Below are 19,535 nucleotides of genomic sequence, written 5' to 3'. Positions count from 1 at the left end.
GTCTATTACACCAAACTATTTACCGCTTCAACCACAGCGTCGGCCGTAATACCAAACTCTTTATACAAATCGTTGGCTGGTGCTGACTCGCCATAAGTGGTCATACCGATGACTTTGCCATCGAGACCAACAAACTTATACCAGTAGTCTACGTGCGCCGCTTCTACTGCGACGCGGGCGCGGATAGTGGCAGGCAATACTGACTCACGATAATCAGCGTCTTGCTCCATAAAGATCTCGGCACATGGCATAGAGACCACACGCACGCCAATGCCATTTTCGCTAAGCGTCTTGTGCGCTTGCATCGCAAGACCAACTTCTGAGCCGGTGCCGATGATGATGGCTTGTAGCTCGCCTTGTTCTTTGGCTAGTACGTAACCGCCTTTGGCGATGTTCGCGACTTGGCCCTCATCGCGCGCTTGATGTGGCAAGCTTTGACGGCTAAAGATAAGCGCTGATGGGTTGTTTTCTGACTTAATCGCTTCTACCCAAGCACTAGCAGATTCAGTCGCATCACACGGACGCCATGTGCGTAGATTTGGCGTGGTACGTAGGCTAGTCAATTGCTCAACTGGCTGATGCGTTGGGCCATCTTCACCCAGACCGATCGAGTCGTGCGTATAGACATGGATGACGCGCTGCTTCATCAGTGCGCCCATACGCACGGCGTTACGTGCGTATTCCATAAACATTAGAAACGTCGCTACGTAAGGGATAAAGCCGCCATGCAAGGCAATACCATTGGCAATCGCGGTCATACCGAACTCGCGCACGCCGTAGTAGATATAGTTGCCATCAGCATCTTTCTCGATGCCTTTAGCGCCTTTAAATAGCGTAAGGTTCGAGCCCGCTAAATCTGCTGAGCCGCCTAGTAGTTCTGGCAATAATGGCTGCAAGCTGTTGATCGCATTTTGGCTGGCTTTACGACTGGCGACATCGCCGCCCGCTTCTTGCGTTTGCTGAATATAGTCTTTTGCTTGGCTAGCAAAGTCAGCAGGTAACTCGCCATTTAGGCGGCGTAATAGCTCGTCTGCCAGCTCTGGGTAGGCTTTTTTGTACGCTGCAAAGTCAGCATCCCAGTTCTTTTGCTGCACATCGCCTTTGGCTTTGGCATCCCACGCTTCATAGATTTCATCGTCTAGCTCAAATGGGGCATGTTTCCAAGACAGCGCATCACGAGTCAAGGCAATTTCATCATCACCAAGTGGCGCACCGTGGCTAGCCGCTAAACCTTGTTTGTTCGGGCTACCAGCACCGATAGTCGTTTTGCAAATAATTAGGCTTGGCTTAGCAGTTTCTGCAATCGCTTGCTCAGTTGCCTGCGTGATCGCATCAGTATCATGACCATCGACTTTGATAACTTGCCAGCCGTAAGACTCAAAGCGCGCTTCGGTATCATCAGTGAACCAACCTTCAACATTACCATCGATTGAGATGCCATTGTCATCATAAAAGAAGACCAGCTTACCAAGCCCTAGCGTGCCTGCGAGTGAACACACTTCATGACTGATACCTTCCATTAAGCAACCGTCGCCCAAAAACGCATAGGTATGATGATCGACGATGTTATGGCCGTCGCGGTTAAACTGGGCGGCAAGGGTTTTTTCGGCAATCGCAAAACCAACGGCATTGGCGATACCTTGGCCGAGTGGGCCTGTGGTCGTCTCAACACCAGGGGTATAGCCATACTCAGGGTGACCTGGGGTTTTTGAATGCAGCTGACGGAAGCCTTTTAGGTCATCGACACTGACGTCATAACCAGTCAAATGTAGCAATGCATAAATCAGCATCGAGCCATGACCATTTGATAAGACAAAACGGTCGCGGTTGTGCCAGTTAGGATCGGCAGGGTTGTGCTTTAAAAATTTACGCCACAAAACCTCGGCAATATCGGCCATGCCCATCGGCGCGCCCGGGTGCCCTGAGTTGGCTTTTTGAACCGCATCAAACGACAGTACACGGATGGCATTGGCTAGTTTACGTTCGCTAATTGGAGCTGGCATAGAGTGTCCTAATATTCGAATCAGAAATGTGGAGCATAAGAGAAGGGTTTACTCGAGGATAGTCTGCCAAAAACGCCTGACGCATCATCGACAGACAGACGATAAAGTCAAAGTGCTATATTAACATATTTGCCATCAGGCACGCTAAAAATGCGCTGATAGAATCGTTTGTATTTAATCATCATTTGTATCAGTTTTTTTTCAAACCAACACGGATCAAAAAACCGCGAGCCCATTGATGACCCGCAGCTTAGATAGCAATGTAGATGGCAATTTAGAAAAACATCCCTGCATTAAACCAAAATGGTCTCAGCGCCGCCCATATATGGACGCAGCACTTCTGGAATGCTAATACTACCGTCAGCGTTTTGATGGTTTTCCATCACTGCCAGCAGCGTACGGCCGACAGCAAGGCCTGAGCCGTTTAGCGTATGAGCAAGACTGGTTTGTTTGCCATCTTTGACTCGTGTGCCCATACGGCGCGCCTGAAAGTCGCCACAGTTCGAGCAGCTAGAAATTTCACGATAGGTGTCTTGGCTTGGTAGCCACACTTCGATGTCGTAGGTTTTTTGCGCAGCAAAACCCATATCACCAGTACACAGCTGTACCACCCGATAAGGCAGATTTAGCTGCTGCAAGATATCTTCGGCTTGACCTGTCATCGCCTCAAGCAAATCATCTGACTGCTCGCTAGTAGCGATATTGACCATTTCGACTTTTTCAAACTGATGCTGACGAATCAGACCACGGGTATCACGGCCATGCGAGCCAGCTTCACTACGGAAGCAGGGCGTATGGGCGGTAAACTTCAATGGCAGCTCTTTGATATCCAAACGCTCGCCGCGTACCAAGTTGGTCATCGGCACTTCTGCAGTCGGAATCAGATAAAAATCCATCTCATCGTTATTGGTATGATTGGTCAGTTTAAACAAATCTTCTTCAAACTTTGGCAGTTGACCGGTGCCTTTTAGGCTCTCGCTATTGACGATATAAGGCACATAAGTCTCAAGATAGCCGTACTTGACCGTATGAGTGTTCAACATAAACTGAATCAAAGCGCGATGCATCTGTGCCAGCTGCCCTTTGAGCACATTAAAACGACTACCGGTCAGCTTGGTGGCCGCTTCAAAATCTAGCATGCCCAAGGTTTCGCCGATATGGGTATGGTCTTTGATGTCAAAATCAAACTGACGCGGCGTCCCCCATTTGCGCACTTCGACATTATCATCCTCTGACGTTCCGACAGGCACCTCTGCTGCTGGAATATTAGGGATTTGCATGGCCGCTTGTGTGATGCGCTCTTGCAAGGTGCGCAGCTCATCTTCTGCCGCCTTAATCTCACCGCTTATGCTTTGCATTTGAGCCAGTAGCTCGCTGGCATCTTCGCCTGATTTTTTTAGCACGCCCACTTGCTTTGCACCCGCATTACGGCGCGATTGCAGCTCTTCGGTTTTGACTTGTAGCGATTTACGCTCGGTTTCGATATTTTGCCAAAAAGCCATATCAAGCTCGTAGCCGCGAGTGGCTAGCTGCTGTTGTAAATCACTTAAATCGCCGCGTAAGAGTTTCGGATCAATCATAATAGTCGCCTGTAACGCTAAATGTGGGTAAAAGTTTAATAGGGCGTGTTGATAATCAGATCAGCCAATCAGAGCATGCTGTCAGGCCAATTCCGCTAAGATAATAGACTTACATGGCCTGTTAAAGGACCATTCCATTATCCTAAAATGGTTCTGATGATTGTCTTCATGATGCACTGATGGATATCAAGCCGCCTGATGTGCCATGCTGGTTATAAGAATATATAATAGCCGCTATGATACCAAGACCCAGCAGATTTGACCATGTTTTGCCTATATTTTGGCGATGTTCTCAGTGATATCGCGATAACGCCCTAACAAGACTTTAATGATGCTATATTCACGCCGTAGCGCTTGTTATGCTGGAGTGATTTTTATTTTATGTAAATACCACCTGCGCACAGCGCAACCATAGAAATATAAGACCAATCCCGCCATCGCACCGCTTATATGTTTCATTTAAGAGCGCTTTTCGGTAAGATAAGCGCATGTCTTTTTTCTGTCTTTAGCCAAGTATGGCGACGCTGTCCTGCTTTGGCGATCGAAACCCAACGCTGTTAACACAAGTATCTGAGAAACCTCTATGGCCCTGTACCCTTACACGCTCCAACCCATCGCCTTAAACCTCACCGAGGCCGAATTTCATCAAGCACAGTATGAGCTGTTTGCCAGTGCGAGTCCCTCATTTGGTTTATCCAGTTTTAAGACCAAAGAATGGGTCGTCATGGCCGTGGTCGTGATACTAGCGATTGCAGGTTTGGTGTTTGTCACGGGCTACTCTACGATTATTTTTTGGTTGATGCTGGTGGCCGTGGTGATTTATGTACTGGTGCGTACCTTTGGTTTTAAATGGTACGTCAAAAGAGAGTTTGAAAAACAAGTGGCCGATCAAGAAATGCCCGATGAGATGCGCCAGATGAAGCTGGGCGTACAAAAGCATGGACTGGTGATGGCCATGCCTGTCAATCAACCAGAGATGTTTAATAGCAATCAGATGCGCGGCATGCAGATGCGTGCAGGCCAAACTCAGCAAGCCGTCATTCCATGGACTGCTGTCAAAAGCTGGGATGAAACCGACGATTACATCTTTATGATGTTTGAGGTTAAAGGCCAACAAGGCAGCCAGATCGTCCCAAAACGCCTACAAGCGCAGAAGTTTCCGATCGATACCGTGCGTCAGCATCTCCAAGAAGTGGTACCTGTCAAAGGCTTAAACCCTGAAAGCTTGCAACCACCTGCTTAATCATATTTTTTAGCAGCTTATGATACAAAAGCGCTCTATACCTCTAGGGCGCGCCTTAGTTCTAAATAATCAATCACATGGTTAAAATTAATGAATTTAACTTATTCATGATGTTTTGCTATGATAGTCACCAGTAGAAGAAAAAAGGGTTTAGAAGTCCCCAAAAGGTGGCATGAGGCCGGTACCTACTTTTGATAGCAGATACCTTTGCTTATGATACTGGCTATCGGCCGCCTCATAGGCAACTGATAGATGTTGTGGTACGAGTATCGCCGTATCATTTATATTGTTATTTTTTTTGGTAAAACGGCTATATTATATGAATGAGCATAGCCACGTAGCCTATGACTTGCTACACTCTTAGTCTTCTTTATTATCAAGCTTTTTAGTGGTTTTTGGTCATCTTTTTGGTGACTCAAGATTAGATACGCTACTAGGCTTTTAATACGACTTTTTATTGAACACTCAAACTATAAGGATAATATCATGAGTAATAATGCAACCAACCAGATTGGCCTAGAAAAAGCAGACATGAGCGAAGTCATCAGCAAGCTAAACGACTTACTATCAAGCTATCATATGTTTTATATCAACGTCCGTGGTTATCATTGGAACGTCAAGGGCGAGCACTTCTTTACTTTGCACCCACAGTTTGAAGAGCTATATACCAGCCTACAAGTAGAGATCGACGAGATCGCTGAGCGTATCTTGACATTAGGCGGTACGCCACTACACGCTTATAGCGACTTTGCTCAGCACACCAGCATCTCTGAAGACAAAAACGTCAAAGATGGCAACGCTTGTGTAAAAGGTGTGGTCACTGGCCTAAAAGCTTTGATCGAAGAGCAGCGCGACGTGTCATTAGTGGCCGAAAAAGCCGAAGACCAAGGCACAGCAGACTTGGTCGATGAATACGTACAGCAGCAAGAAAAACTGATCTGGATGTACAATGCATTTTTGGGCTAAGGCTATAAAATACGCTGCTTATACTTATACATAAGCACTAAAAATATAAGTACAAAAAACATAAGCATTAAAAAAGCACCCAATGGGTGCTTTTTTTTGGTTCAAAACACTTAGGCTGCTTATTTTTGAATCCACTGACGGATTTTTTCGCGCTCCGCAGGGGTCGCCTGTAGCCATAACTGCATAAAGCTATCAAGAGTATTATCGGTTTGCACAGCCGCTGGCACAGGTTGCGCGGTGCCTGTATTGACACTACTCTGGGCCGGCTGAGTCGCTGGCTGCTCTAAAGCGGCAATCGCTCGCTGGTTTTGTAGCTCGGCGTCACCTGCACCACCAAACACGCCGCCGATGGCTTTACCCAAGCCTGAGAACAGTCCACCTTGTTGATTGCCGAGACTTTGCTGGCTGGCGATCACGGTATTATTTTGCTCTACAGCCAATGTCGGACGTTTGGCATACTCTCTCGCCGCTTCGTACGCTTCTGGCTGATTTGGCATGGTCAGACGATAGGTCTGATTGTCTGCTAATTGCGCGGTCACACTGACATTTCCTGAGCGCAAATAGTCGTGCTCATCACGGCGCAAGTTGTACAAACGGTCGTATTTGGCCGTAATCGCATGCGTACCAGGCTGCAACGTAAACTTCTTTGTGAGCGGTTGAAAGGCACTCTGCTGCACTTCTTGACCATTGATGGCAGTGACCTTGATATGATCATCGACCAACAGCGTCACAGCCGCGTGCGATAGCATAGAGACAGAACCTGCCCCTATGAGCAAAGCACTGGTGGTCAGTTTTTTTAACAAAGAAGCATGTGGTTTCATAAGTGGGTCCAGTAGTCATGTGGCGTTTTAGAGAATAAAGCGGGTTGGCAAACAGTTGACAAACAATGGATAAAAAACGTTGTTTTTTGTATGACAGCGTATGGGGTTACTCACAACATACACCGTTATTTATCGCGTATTCAAACTTAGAAAAAGCAATCAAACCTATTAGAAGTAAGAAACACACCGCCTAAAAGTCGAGTGGCATGGTATGTTGGTCTTGCTCTGCTGTGCTGTTATCTACTTGCGTCTCTTGAGCAATATCTGCCAGCTCAGCGGCCAGCGTTTGCTCATCGATGGTACGCAGCGCATCACTGATGACGGCTTTGGAGATATTGCTGCGACCAAGATTGGAAAACATAGGCTGAATATAATTTAGCACGTCCATCATCGCACCGATACGGTGTGGTCCGTCGGTCAGCAAGTGATCGATGATACGGTCGTCAAACTGCCAGCCGCGGCGGCGCAAGATAGATTGCAGCAGCGCTTGACGGTCAGCGAAGTCATGGCCATTAGGAACCTTAAAGGTCGGCGATTGAGCCAAACGTGTCAGCAAGTCCCTTAGCCCAAAGGGTAACTCACTTGCAGGTTTGTTGGCAGCAAACAATAGCTGGCGCTGCCCTTCACGGCTACGATTAATCAGATGAAACAAAGCCTCTTGCCACTGGGTGCTTTGCTCTAGCACCTCCAAATCATCAATGGCGATTAAATCAAAGTTTTCTAACGACGAGAGGACATGGACATCTGTATGAATCAGCTCATTGAGCGACAAGCAGATAGCCGTCTTATCCATTTCTATATACGACTCACAAATAGCGGACAACAGATGAGACTTGCCCGTCGCAGGACTGCCAAACAGGTATAACTGACCGATCAGGCCGACATGTAGCTGCCTGACTGCATCAATAATCGACATCCAACCAGGACCTGCAAAATCGCTAAGACTTGCATCGTGCTTAATGTCCAGATTGAGACTTAGCTGTGCTTCTGCCATGAATCATCAACTCGGTTTGCGTAGCGCAATCACTAAAAAGGCTAAACGACTAATATTTTTAAACTGGCTTGGGTAGCTTGTGCTTTTATGAACGCTGACCCAAGCCAACCTAGGAACGATAAATACCGTGAATACTGCGCCTATATATAACATATTTGTAAAATGACTGACAAGTCTTTTACCCTTTACCTTGCATCAATCAGCATTTACGTTCATACAATCCATGTTATAACTTTTATCACTCATCATTCGGGCGCATTCTCATTTTAAAATGGTGATAACCACGGGGTAAATCAAACACTAAGACACATGAATCATTGATCCTTAAACAATGTCAGTTGCTTGTGGCCTTTATACAGATCGGTTGAGCGATAATAATCATACAAATGGCGAAACAACACATTCAGGACAGCTGACACAGGCAGTGCAATCAGCATCCCGACAAAGCCTAATAAGCTTGCCCCTGCCAATACTGCAAAGATGACCCACAGCGGCGATAGACCAATCTTATCCCCCAACAACAGTGGCTGCAGGATATAGCCCTCTGCTGCTTGCCCCACCAAAAACGCCCCAACAATCAATGCCAAATAGGTCCAGTCTAGCCCAAACTGAAACAAACAGGCGACAATGGCCGCGATAAAACCGATACCAAACCCCAAGTAAGGCACAAAACTTGCGATACCTGCCACCATCCCGATGATCAGACCCAGCTCAAGGCCGATAAGCTGCAATTGCACCGCATATATCGCGCCCAGTAGTACCATGACCAGCAGTTGACCTTTGATAAATGCCATCAATGCACGGTCGCACTCATGCGCTACCTGTAACACTTTTTTGCAATAAGGTGCTGGTATGGCCATCTTCCAAGTCTGCAACCGCTGATCCCAGTTGAATAAAAAATAAAAAGTCAAAATCGGTACCAATACGATAAGACCTGCATTGTTGATAAAACTCATACTAGAGGCGATGATTTGACTCATCATCGTACTGGCATCTGCAAACTTATAGTTCGTCTGCATATAGTCGACCAAGGTTTCAGAAAACCCTTTGGCTTCTAGCTCAGGCAAACGAATACGGCTGTTATTAGCAAACCATTCACGCACGACTTGATTGTACCAATTTAGCACCTTTGGCAGATATTCCCAAGCCGCTTGCAACTGATGCCATAACGTCGGTACCAGCCACCAAAGCAGCAGCACCATACCCAGCGTGATGGTGGCATAGACAATGATAATCGCTACCCAGCGCTTGATATATTTCGATAGGCGCTTGACCAGCGGATTAAACAAATACGCCAGTACAAAAGCAAAAACAAACGGAATAATGACTGGCATCATCAAATACAATAAAAAAAGCGCCACCACCATCGCCGCCACAATAAATAAGCGCCGAAAAAAAGGATCTATGGTTTGGTGTATCATGGTGGGTAACCCTGCGATTGGCTAATGAAAATAGTAAACAATGAAAAATAATAAACAGTGATTGACAATGATTTTGCGTTCTATTATCGCAAAGTACAGCAAAAAATCCGTCATTTTTTGTTTCTTATATGATTGTAAGTAGTAATATGCCAGCAAAACCATATGGTGCAATCACAGGCAACAGTCACTTTTAGTCAATTCACTATAGTCATGATGTTTTATGGTTTGATAAGGGTTTTTTGGCAAGTACTAACGATCTGGCGCAAACTGATGCAAATATAGCGAATAAGTGGCAAGTTGCTTTGCGAGTCAGGGCGGTTTTTGGGTATAATGCGCCCACGACCTTCAGAGTTATCACAACCAACTCGCTTTTTGACCCACCTTCATTCCTTATAAATTTTGTGAGATGACCATGAGTAACAAGCCTTCTTTAAGCTACAAAGATGCTGGCGTTGATATTGATGCTGGCGATGCGTTGGTTCAACGTATTAAATCAGTGGCAAAAGCCACCTCTCGCCCTGAGGTTGTAGGCGGACTTGGCGGCTTTGGAGCGCTTTGTCGTATTCCGACTGGTTACACCTCGCCTCTACTGGTATCAGGAACGGACGGTGTCGGCACCAAACTTAAATTGGCATTGCAGCTACAACGTCACGACACCATCGGTATCGATTTGGTCGCTATGTGCGTCAACGACTTGCTTGTATGCGGTGCTGAGCCATTGTTTTTCTTAGATTACTATGCGACAGGCAAGCTGGACGTCGATGTCGCGGCGACTGTGGTCACTGGTATTGGCGATGGTTGTAAACTTGCAAACTGTGCACTTATCGGTGGTGAAACTGCTGAAATGCCAGGTATGTATCAAGACGACGATTATGACCTCGCTGGATTCTGCGTGGGCGTGGTTGAAGAAAGCGAGGTCGTGACTGGTGACAACGTTGCCGAAGGCGATGTTCTGATTGCCCTAGCTTCGAGTGGCGCGCACTCAAATGGCTACTCACTATTGCGTAAAGTCATCGAAGTTAGCGGTATTGACGTGGCTACTAGCGATGAGCAACTAGATGGTCAACCTATTCAGGATGCCTTGATGGCCCCTACTCGTATCTATGTTAAAGCAATCAAGGCATTGCAGGATACCCTTGGTAGCTCAGCGCTTCATGCCATGTCGCACATCACCGGCGGCGGCTTGACCGACAATCTACCGCGCGTCTTACCAGAAAATCTGGCTGCGAGTATCGACACGGCAAGCTGGCAGTTCTCAGAGCTGTTTACTTGGCTTCAGACCCAAGGCAATATTGAGCAAAGTGAGATGTACCGCACCTTTAACTGCGGCGTTGGTTTTGTCATCGTCGTTCCTAAAGACAAAACTGAAGCAACGATCAAGACGTTGACTGACGCTGGTGAAAACGCTTGGCAACTTGGCGAAATGGTCAAACGTGAAGCCGATGCCGTGGTGTACCGTTAATGTCAATTGATAAGACAAACCAACCTGTCAAACCATTACGCATTGCGGTTTTGGTATCAGGAAGTGGAAGTAATCTACAAGTCCTCATAGACGCCATGCAAGCAGGTGCGCTACCGATTGAAATCGTTGGTGTCATTAGTAATCGCGACGACGCTTATGCCATCACCCGCGCCAAAGACGCGGGCATTGAGGTCGCCGTACTCTCGCACGTAGAGAGCGGCAAGCGCATGGGCATCAAAACCTTTGAAAAGCACGCCACCGCACAGCTTGAAGCGTGGCAGCCTGACTTGGTCGTTTTGGCAGGCTTTATGCGGGTATTGAGTGCAGACTTTATTGATAACGCGCCTGCACCGATGATTAACCTGCACCCATCGCTACTTCCCGCTTATAAAGGGCTAGACACGCATACCCGTGTACTCTGCTCAGGTGAGCGTGAGCACGGCTGTAGTATCCATGTGGTCACCGCCGAGCTGGATGCAGGACAAGTGTTAAGCCAAGCGGTCTTGCCTATTCGTCATACCGATACGCCTGATATTTTGCAAAAGCGCGTACAAGTGCTGGAGCATCACTTATTGCCGTGGACGATATTGCAAATCGCTATTGGCGGCGTGTCATTAACGCCAAGTGAGCAAGCCTCTAGCATTTTGCCTGCCCTGCCCTTACGTCTATTGATTGACGCTTAGTTGTTTTAAGATATTATTTTCACCCACACAAAAAAACCCAGCTATTAAGTAGCTGGGTTTTTCTTTTTAGTCTTTAACAATTTTACGTGTTATTCACTGTTATTTTCCAAATACGTGTACTGCTTTAATGTTTACAAACTCTTTAATACCAAAGCCGCCGTGCTCGCGACCATAGCCTGAGTTCTTCACACCACCAAATGGCAGTGCAGGATTGGCAAGACCATAACCATTGATATAGACCATACCAGTATCGAATTGTTCACTGGCTAAGCGAATCGCTTTTTCTTCATCTTTTGAGAAGATAGCGCCGCCTAGACCATAACGGCTGTCGTTGGCAATGCGCATGGCATCGTCTTGGTCTTTGGCACGAATAAGCGAGGCTACAGGACCAAACAGCTCATCGTCATAGGCAGGCTGGCCTTTCTCAACGTTTTCTAAAATGGTCGCTGGATAAAAACTGCCCTTGCCTTCTGGCAACTCACCACCGACGGCAATGGTCGCGCCTTTTTTCACACTGTCTTCAACCTGCTCATGCAGCTTTTCTTGCAAGTCTTTACGCGCTAATGGACCGATATCTGAGCTGTCATCCATTGGATCGCCAGATTTTGTACCTTCAAACTTCTCTACGATGCGTTTACGGAACTCATCATAGACGCTATCGACCACGATAAAACGTTTCGCTGCTACACATGTCTCACCGTTATTGACTAAACGGGCTTGGGTACAGGTTTCTACAGCGGTTTCAATATCGGCGTCTTCTAGCACGATAAAGGCGTCATTTGAGCCAAGCTCTAATACTGATTTTTTGATTGCTTTAGCCGCTTGTTGACCAACGATACGACCAGCATCATCACTACCTGTGAGTGTTACGCCGCGTACTTTGTCATTTTCAATCAATTTTTCTGATTGGTCATGATCAATCAAAATCGTACGGAATAAATCATTTGGCAGTTCAGACTCGTGGAAAATTTTTTCGATCAATAAGCCAGAACCTGTGACGTTTGCTGCATGCTTAAGTAGCACGCTGTTACCTGCCATCAAGTTAGCAATGGCATAGCGAAAGACTTGGTAAGCTGGGAAGTTCCATGGCTGCATACCATAGATAACACCGATTGGCTGATAAGTCACGATACCTTTTTTCATGCTTTCGATATCGCGCTCATCATCTGCAAGCGCAGCAACACCATTTTCAGCAGTGTAATCACAAATTGCTTTACATAGATCAACTTCTTGCTGGCTTTGCCCATAGAGCTTACCGCGCTCTTCGGTCATAAGGCGAGACAGCTCTTCTTTATATTCCATCAGCTTGTCACCGATAGATTGAATGATACGGCCACGCTCTTCATGGCTCACCGTACGCCATTCTAAAAATGCATTATGTGACGCATCAACAATTTTGTTAACTTCGTCGTTGGTCATATAATCATAATTTTTAATGTCTTCGCCCGTGGCTGGGTTTACTGTCGTAATATCTGCCATAATGTATGTCCTTGTTGTTATACATGATAATGGTTTATTTGAATCAATTTTAAAGTATTGATCGACTTGCAATCGGCTCACTTAAAAGATGATATAGAGCCATCTTTATAGTGTTGTAAAACTTAACAAAGGCCTTGCTTATTGTTTTTTTTCTTAAATCTCATTTATCATATCAAAATGCTCAGCAAGTAGGTTTACAAGATATAAAGAAGTGTGCGTAAGATGTTAAAAGTGTCACTGAGATATTAATCTCTCTTGTCTAATAGAGGTTTAGAAGATGGGTACTCAACTCAGTCGATGGTCATTTACTGAGTTAAAAACAAAAAACCAACCCGATGGCTGGTTTTGAGAAAGTAGACTGATAAGTAGAGGCAAGACGTATTCAATCAAAACAAATGATTGATAACTGGTATGTTTTGTGGCGGATTCTCTTCCTCAGCCACGACCTGCCGCGCCACATGCATGATCAACTGGCGCAACCACCGATGAGCAGGATGGTGCTGAAGTAGTGGTGACCACGCCATCGTCAGCTCAAATTCAGGAATAAAAAATGGCGGCTCTTCCATGATGATACTGTCGTTGTTGGCCTGCATACGAGCCACGCGTGTCGGCAAAGTGGCAATCAAGTCTTTATTTGCTGCGAGCATGGCTGGCATCTGATAATGGCGAGTAAAAACGCTGATTTGCCGTTTTTGACCCAAGCGCTGCAATGCTTGATCGATAGAGCCAAGACCGCCAGACTTTTCAGGGTTGACCCCAAACCCGACCCCCATACCTGTTTTGGATACCCAAACGTGCTGAGCTTTTAGGTAGTTTTTTAGATTAAAGCGGTTGGCATAAGGGCTTTCAGAGGACAGCAGACAACTGAAGGTATCACGCCAGACCAGCACTTGGTGAAAACTCTGCGGTATCTCATTAAAGCGGTTGATCGCCAAATCCACACGGCCCTGCTCCATATCACGGTAGGAGACATCAGAGGGCGTCAAAAAGTCCAAAATCACATTGGGCGCTTCAGAGCGCAGCGCTTTGACCAGTTTTGGCACCAGCGTCGCCTCGGCGTAGTCTGAGGTCATGATACGAAACACGCGTGAGGTGCTATAAGGACGGAATTCTGTGCGTGGTTCCAGCACTTGCGTTAAGTCAGCCAATATCTCACGAATACGTGGCTGCAGCTCCAATGCACGCTCCGTTGGCGTCATACCCTCAGACGAGCGCACCAATAATGGGTCATTAAACAGCTTGCGCAACCGCCGCAAAATATTGCTCATGGCAGGCTGGGTAATGCCAAGCTGCTCGGCTGCCCGCGTGACGTTTTTTTCTCGTAACAACACATCTAAATGTACCAATAAATTTAAATCTACCCGCTGCAAATTCATATATATTTCTCTTGGCTTTTGAATAAACGCCTTTTGTAAGCTCGGCATTTTTTGTGCAATTATGCTGACCATCAGCCTGTAACTGCTTAATATCGCTATTTATTTTATATTTTGCGTTAGCGCCCACTGATGATAACGCGATCTACCAGTCATAAGCCTCTGTTATCTATACATTATAACCCATAAAAATACTAAAGATAACTATCATAAATTAGATAAATCTTGGTAAGGCAGTTATAGTGAATCCCGTAGATGATTTGCAACACGGACCACAACCATCCTGTTTGTGCGTTATTGATGCCGGTTTATCAGACTCTGATGAGCCGGTCGTACAAGCCGCCAAACCGCGTTGACAAAAGATACATTTATGAAAGTTATAGCTGCGACAACGTTATAAAAATCCCAATCGCAGGCCAGTTGTCCAGAGGATATCGGTCATGGATTGCAATCAAACCCAGCGAGTACGGCATTGAATATTGTAACATCTCTTATCGCCAATGATGACACTGGTGTCTAATAATTTAGCGTAAGCCCCTGAGCGATATATGGATACACCCCATTGTTATCGATATTTTACCCATCATCTGTCGACGACCAAGTTTAGTAGCTTACTTGTATTTACGAGCAAGTTTGTTTAGGGTAACTAAGGCTTGAACAGATGCTCGAACGGATGACTGATGATGGTCTCTGCTCTGATAAGCCGCCGATAACACTCAAATAAAGCATCACGATGCGCTTATCTGGTCAGACACCATTAGCGTTATTTTAACACGGAATTTTTCGTTTTTTTTACACCCCACCAAGGAGACTATAGATGTCAACTGCATATAAATCAGCGATCGACTTAGTACGTGAATTAAAGCAAAAGCACGGTAACTGGCAGAATATCAGCGAGACTGATGCGGCACGTATGATGATGCAAAACCGTTTTAAAACCGGTTTGGATATCGCCAAATATACTGCAAAAATCATGCGTCAAGACATGGAAGACTATGACAACGATACGTCTCAATACACACAGTCTTTAGGTGCTTGGCACGGTTTTGTTGCACAGCAAACGATGTACGCGAAGAAAAAATACTTTGGCACCACATCTAAAACCTACATCTATCTATCAGGCTGGATGGTAGCCGCCCTACGCTCTGAGTTTGGTCCACTACCTGACCAATCTATGCACGAAAAAACATCTGTGCCAAAGCTAATCGAAGAGATCTACACGTTCTTGCGTCAAGCCGATGCTAAAGTACTAAACGACTACTTCCGTGAGCTAAACGCAGCTGAAGAAGCAGGTCAAGATACCTCAGCTATCTTAGAGAAAATCGAAAACTTCGACTCACATGTTGTGCCAATCATCGCCGATATCGACGCAGGTTTTGGTAACGAAGAAGCGACTTACTTGCTAACCAAGCAAATGATCGAAGCCGGTGCTTGTGCCATTCAGATCGAAAACCAAGTATCTGATGCCAAGCAATGTGGTCACCAAGCAGGTAAAGTCACTGTACCGCACGAAGACTACATCGCCAAAATCAATGCCATTCGTTACGCATTCTTAGAGCTTGGTGTCGAAGACGGTGTTATCGTTGCTCGTACTGACTCTGAAGGCGCATCGTTGACGCAAAAAATCCCAGTATCACAGGAGCCAGGCGACCTTGCTTCTCAGTACATCGACTTCCTAGAAATGGAAGAAATAAGCATTGAAGACGCAAATGAGAACGATAGCCTACTTAAGCATAACGGCAAACTAGTACGTCCAGTACGTCTGGCTAACGGCCTATACCAGTTCCGTGAAGACACTAACATCGACCGCGTTGTGCTTGACTGTGTGACTGCGCTTGAAAACGGTGCTGACCTACTATGGATCGAAACACCAACGCCAGATGTTGCCCACATCAAATCAATGGTAGATCGCATCAAAGAGCAGCAGCCAAAAGCCAAGCTCGTATACAACAACAGCCCATCATTCAACTGGACGCTAAACTTCCGTAAGCAAATAATCGCTCAGTGGGAAGAAGAAGGCAAAGACGTATCAAGCTATGACAAGGATAACTTGATGAGTAGCGATTACGACGGCACTGAGCTTGACGCTGCCGCTGACGTTGCTGCACAAAACTTCCAGCGTGATGCATCACGTGAAGCAGGTGTCTTCCATCACTTGATCACCCTGCCAACTTACCACACCACAGCGCTTAGCGTACATGAGCTTGCTAAAGGCTACTTTGGTGAAGAAGGCATGCTTGCTTATGCAGCTGGCGTACAGCGCAAAGAAATCCGCGAAGGTATCTCTTGTGTTAAGCACCAAGCCATGGCGGGCTCTGACTTAGGCGATGATCACAAAGAGATCTTCTCAGGTGACAACGCGCTAAAAGCTGGCGGCGAAAAGAACACCATGAACCAGTTCTAATCATCGACTACTTTTAAGTATAGCTGATACAAAAAGCCGTCCTACATACTGTAGGGCGGCTTTTTTATCATCCAGCGCCATAAAACCACATCCTTCTAGGGCGTGGATATCAGGCGTCAGCCGTTGTCACCTAAGATTTAGATTGCCTTGATAACCAAACCCATTGAGATCATAATTATTCCATGAAAACGCTCAAGCTACGCATCAAAGACAAACACGCCACTCAGCTCAATATCTTGGCTGGGTCGGTTAACTTTGTCTGGAATTACGTTAATGAGCTAAGTTTTAAACATTTACAGCGCACAGGCAAATTCTTTTCAGCTTATGACTTGGCCGCTTATACCAAAGGCAGTGGCGAGTATTTAAACTTGCACAGCCAAACCCTACAAGCCATCTCTGAAACCCATGCCAAGGCTCGTAAACAGTTTAAAAAAGCCAAACTCAACTGGCGCACCAACAACCCAAAGGCCAAGAGAAGAAGTTTGGGCTGGATTCCCTTTAAAAAGACCGCCATTAAGCACCTAGCAACCCGTCAGTCAGGCAAGAAAAGCCTTAAATCTACTATTCAGCTAAGCCTTGCTAACCGCCAAAAGCTGATCATTGATCTGTGGGATAGCTACAATTTAGCCCTCTACAACATCAACACTTGCGAATTAGTACAAGACAATCGTGGTCACTGGTACGCCTGTGTCACCGTTAAAGACTTTCCAAAGATTAAGTGTGGTACTGGCCAAGTCGGTGTTGATTTAGGCTGTAAGGATTCAGCAGTCAGTAGTGATGGTGATGTTCTAACCACTAAGCTGACCCATCAATACGCCGAAAAACTGGCAATTGCCCAAAGAGCCAAGAATAAAAAACGGGTCCGTGCCATTCACGCCAAGATTAAAAACACCCGTCAAGATTTGATTCATAAATTCACATCAAAGCTTATCAAGGCCAACAGCCTAATCGTTGTTGGAAAGATTAAATCAACATTATTCACTTCATCCAAACTGGCCAAATCCGTCTATGATGCTGGTTGGTTTGAGATTAAGCGGCAACTGGATTATAAATGCGCGAACGCAGGTTGCCACTATATCGAAGTCAATGAAGCGTACAGCACCCAAACCTGCTCGTGTTGCGGCTCTCGCCAAGACAGTCCGAAAGGTAGATCAGGTCTTGGTATAAGAGAGTGGTTTTGTCGTTCTTGTAAAACGACCCATAACAGAGATGTTAATGGAGCAAAAAACATTCTCGCGGTCGGGCTTGGCCGTCTTTAGTAGGAATCCCCTCACTTTAGGGAGGGGAGGAAGTCAATGTCCTATCATCACGCATAGGATGGTAGACTAATAATCATTCGTCGTCATTATTAGGAGTCATTATTAGGAGTCATTATGCAAGAGATCGAACTCAAGTTTTTGGTCCCAGAGTCGCGGCTGAAAGGCTTGATGCGTCAAGCAAAAGTCAAATCCTCTCAAACCACACAAATGGCTGCCCACTACTATGACACCCCTGATCAGCAGTTGGCGCAAGCAGGAATTGGCCTACGCATTCGTAAAGAAGGCGATACATGGGTGCAGACCATCAAAGCTGGCGGCGATGGTCTGGCAGCTCGCCTAGAGCACAACGCCACCTTAGACCCTGAGCATGTACAAGCCATGCTCGCTGACAAAGCGCTTATGCCTGATTTGAGTATATATAAAGACACCGCCATCGCCCCTGCTCTTGCCGCCTTTAAGCTCAAAAAACTCACCAAAAACCTCACTCAACTGTATGTCACTGATGTCAAGCGCACCACCCGCCTGTTGATAGAAGACAATGATGAAGGCGCAGACAATCAGCTGGAGATGGCCTATGACTATGGAGAGATTGTCCACGGTAATGATGATGCGCTGCGTGATCATATTCAAGAAATTGAGTTTGAGCTGGTGTCAGGCGATATTGATTTTTTATTTACGACAGCCAAAGTTTGGTGTAAGCGTTATAAGCTGTGCTTATCTACCATCACCAAAGCCGAGCGCGGTGGTCTATTGATTACAAGACAAGCGCATAGCCCTGCTGTCACTGCTGATACTCAGCTTTCTCATATCGACAACCATATCAGCATGCCTGCGTTTGTACGGGCGGCGGTGCATCACTGCCTATTACATATACTGCCTAATAGCAGCGCCATCGTCTCTGGGCGCTATGATGACGCACATGTCTTGCAGCTAGCGATTGGTATCACTCGCCTGCACGCTGCTCTGCAAGCGTTTGCCAGCTTCTCTGATGAGATCAACCCTGACTGGTCGCCCATACTGCAGCAAACTCAAGCGCTACTCAGTGACTATCAGCACCTTACTCATCTGGTCTCTACTGTAGAGCCACATTTACAGCAATATGGCGCGCCTGCTGTAGAATGGACGGCTGATATTGATGCTATGAAGGTACGGCCCATGGACGCTGTCTGTGCCAATGACTTTCAATTAACCTTACTGGAGCTGATTGCTTTTGCAATGAGTGATCCAGCACTTGAGACGCACGCGGACAAAAGCGCAAAAGAGGCGCTAACAGCCGTGCTCCTCAAGCAACAAAAAGCATTTGTGCAAGCCGAGGAACGGCTACAACATAAAAGATACCCATGCTTAGATGGCGCTGAGTCAGAAGAGAGCGACACCGACGATGCCAAGAAAAACGGCAGCGCCCAAGAGATGAAAGGCACCCAAGACATGCAAGAGGGTCAGCAAGCCCTACTAGCGTTAAACCAGCAAATGACGAGCTTATATTATGTCCATGAATTTGCCGCGCCTTTGCTCAAGACAGGCCACAAAAAAAAGAAAGTAAAAAAGAAGCTCAAGCGTCAGCGTAAGCACTTGCTCAAAGCAAAACAGGCACTGAGCCACTATGACGACGCCATGCGTTATGGCCAGCACTATCAGCAAAAATCAGCGACAGAGACGCGTGCGCTATTTGGCGCAGGCTGGTTTGCTGCTACCCTAAAGACCCAACATAAACCTCTTCAAAAACGTTTGGCCAAAGTCAAAAAATCGCTGATATCAATCTAAACCATTATGCTACATACAAAAAAACAGCTCACGGTCGATGAGCTGTCTTTTTATCATTGATATTGGTAACACAAGGCCGCGTT

Annotated in this window: 14 protein-coding genes; 7 read left to right on the top strand and 7 right to left on the bottom strand. The window is 46.2% G+C overall.

What is annotated here, in order from left to right; genetic code table 11:
* Positions 1-5: 5 nt before the first annotated feature.
* Both tkt and serS read right to left on the bottom strand, forming a co-directional pair.
* Entirely contained in the window at positions 6-2,003 is a 1,998-nt protein-coding gene (gene tkt / locus JFC05_RS08555; protein WP_198336574.1) for a transketolase, read from the bottom strand.
* 293 nt (positions 2,004-2,296) lie between these two features.
* The gene (gene serS / locus JFC05_RS08550) at positions 2,297-3,583 is read right to left on the bottom strand and encodes a serine--tRNA ligase (RefSeq protein ID WP_198336573.1); all 1,287 of its coding nucleotides are present in this window, start codon (positions 3,581-3,583) and stop codon (positions 2,297-2,299) included.
* 583 nt (positions 3,584-4,166) lie between these two features.
* Here serS and JFC05_RS08545 point away from each other — a divergent pair.
* Together JFC05_RS08545 and JFC05_RS08540 are read left to right on the top strand one after the other, a co-directional pair.
* Entirely contained in the window at positions 4,167-4,826 is a 660-nt protein-coding gene (locus JFC05_RS08545; RefSeq protein ID WP_198336572.1) for a YcxB family protein, read from the top strand.
* Between the two features lie 486 nt (positions 4,827-5,312).
* Positions 5,313-5,792, top strand: coding sequence for a Dps family protein (locus tag JFC05_RS08540; protein ID WP_105243933.1), 480 nt, complete (start codon positions 5,313-5,315; stop codon positions 5,790-5,792).
* 119 nt (positions 5,793-5,911) lie between these two features.
* Here JFC05_RS08540 and JFC05_RS08535 read toward each other — a convergent pair whose 3' ends face one another.
* From JFC05_RS08535 to JFC05_RS08525, 3 genes are all read right to left on the bottom strand, one after another.
* Positions 5,912-6,613, bottom strand: coding sequence for a DUF2057 family protein (locus JFC05_RS08535; RefSeq protein WP_192995800.1), 702 nt, complete (start codon positions 6,611-6,613; stop codon positions 5,912-5,914).
* Positions 6,614-6,803: 190 nt separating this feature from the next.
* Complete coding sequence (gene hda, locus JFC05_RS08530) at positions 6,804-7,607, bottom strand: DnaA regulatory inactivator Hda (RefSeq protein ID WP_075100594.1); 804 nt, start codon at positions 7,605-7,607, stop codon at positions 6,804-6,806.
* 314 nt (positions 7,608-7,921) lie between these two features.
* Complete coding sequence (locus tag JFC05_RS08525; protein ID WP_198336571.1) at positions 7,922-9,028, bottom strand: AI-2E family transporter; 1,107 nt, start codon at positions 9,026-9,028, stop codon at positions 7,922-7,924.
* A 412-nt stretch (positions 9,029-9,440) separates the two neighbouring features.
* Between JFC05_RS08525 and purM the strand changes: the two genes are divergently transcribed.
* Together purM and purN are read left to right on the top strand one after the other, a co-directional pair.
* On the top strand, positions 9,441-10,490 hold the full coding sequence (gene purM, locus JFC05_RS08520; protein ID WP_198336570.1) for a phosphoribosylformylglycinamidine cyclo-ligase: 1,050 nt from the start codon (positions 9,441-9,443) through the stop codon (positions 10,488-10,490).
* Complete coding sequence (gene purN / locus JFC05_RS08515; protein WP_198336569.1) at positions 10,490-11,173, top strand: phosphoribosylglycinamide formyltransferase; 684 nt, start codon at positions 10,490-10,492, stop codon at positions 11,171-11,173. Before purM ends, purN begins: the two co-directional genes overlap by 1 nt.
* Before the next feature lie 99 nt (positions 11,174-11,272).
* On the opposite strand, the gene JFC05_RS08510 is transcribed toward purN, so the two are convergent.
* Both JFC05_RS08510 and JFC05_RS08505 read right to left on the bottom strand, forming a co-directional pair.
* On the bottom strand, positions 11,273-12,652 hold the full coding sequence (locus JFC05_RS08510; protein WP_198336568.1) for an NAD-dependent succinate-semialdehyde dehydrogenase: 1,380 nt from the start codon (positions 12,650-12,652) through the stop codon (positions 11,273-11,275).
* Positions 12,653-13,038: 386 nt separating this feature from the next.
* Positions 13,039-14,028, bottom strand: a complete 990-nt coding sequence (locus tag JFC05_RS08505) for a LysR family transcriptional regulator (protein ID WP_075100589.1) — start codon at positions 14,026-14,028, stop codon at positions 13,039-13,041.
* A gap of 814 nt (positions 14,029-14,842) precedes the next feature.
* On the opposite strand from JFC05_RS08505, the gene JFC05_RS08500 reads away from it, so the two are divergent.
* The 3 genes from JFC05_RS08500 (at position 14,843) to JFC05_RS08490 (ending at position 19,452) form a co-directional block, all read left to right on the top strand.
* On the top strand, positions 14,843-16,429 hold the full coding sequence (locus tag JFC05_RS08500) for an isocitrate lyase (protein WP_198336567.1): 1,587 nt from the start codon (positions 14,843-14,845) through the stop codon (positions 16,427-16,429).
* Between the two features lie 182 nt (positions 16,430-16,611).
* Entirely contained in the window at positions 16,612-17,688 is a 1,077-nt protein-coding gene (locus tag JFC05_RS08495) for an RNA-guided endonuclease InsQ/TnpB family protein (protein ID WP_198336566.1), read from the top strand.
* A gap of 114 nt (positions 17,689-17,802) precedes the next feature.
* A complete protein-coding gene (locus JFC05_RS08490; protein WP_198336565.1) occupies positions 17,803-19,452 on the top strand; it encodes a CYTH and CHAD domain-containing protein in 1,650 nt (549 codons plus the stop codon).
* Positions 19,453-19,535 lie beyond the last annotated feature (83 nt).

This window comes from Psychrobacter celer (assembly GCF_016107555.1).
Lineage (GTDB): Bacteria > Pseudomonadota > Gammaproteobacteria > Pseudomonadales > Moraxellaceae > Psychrobacter > Psychrobacter celer.
The sequence above is the reverse complement of the archived record's forward strand: the minus strand, read 5'-3'. Positions and strand labels throughout refer to the sequence as shown.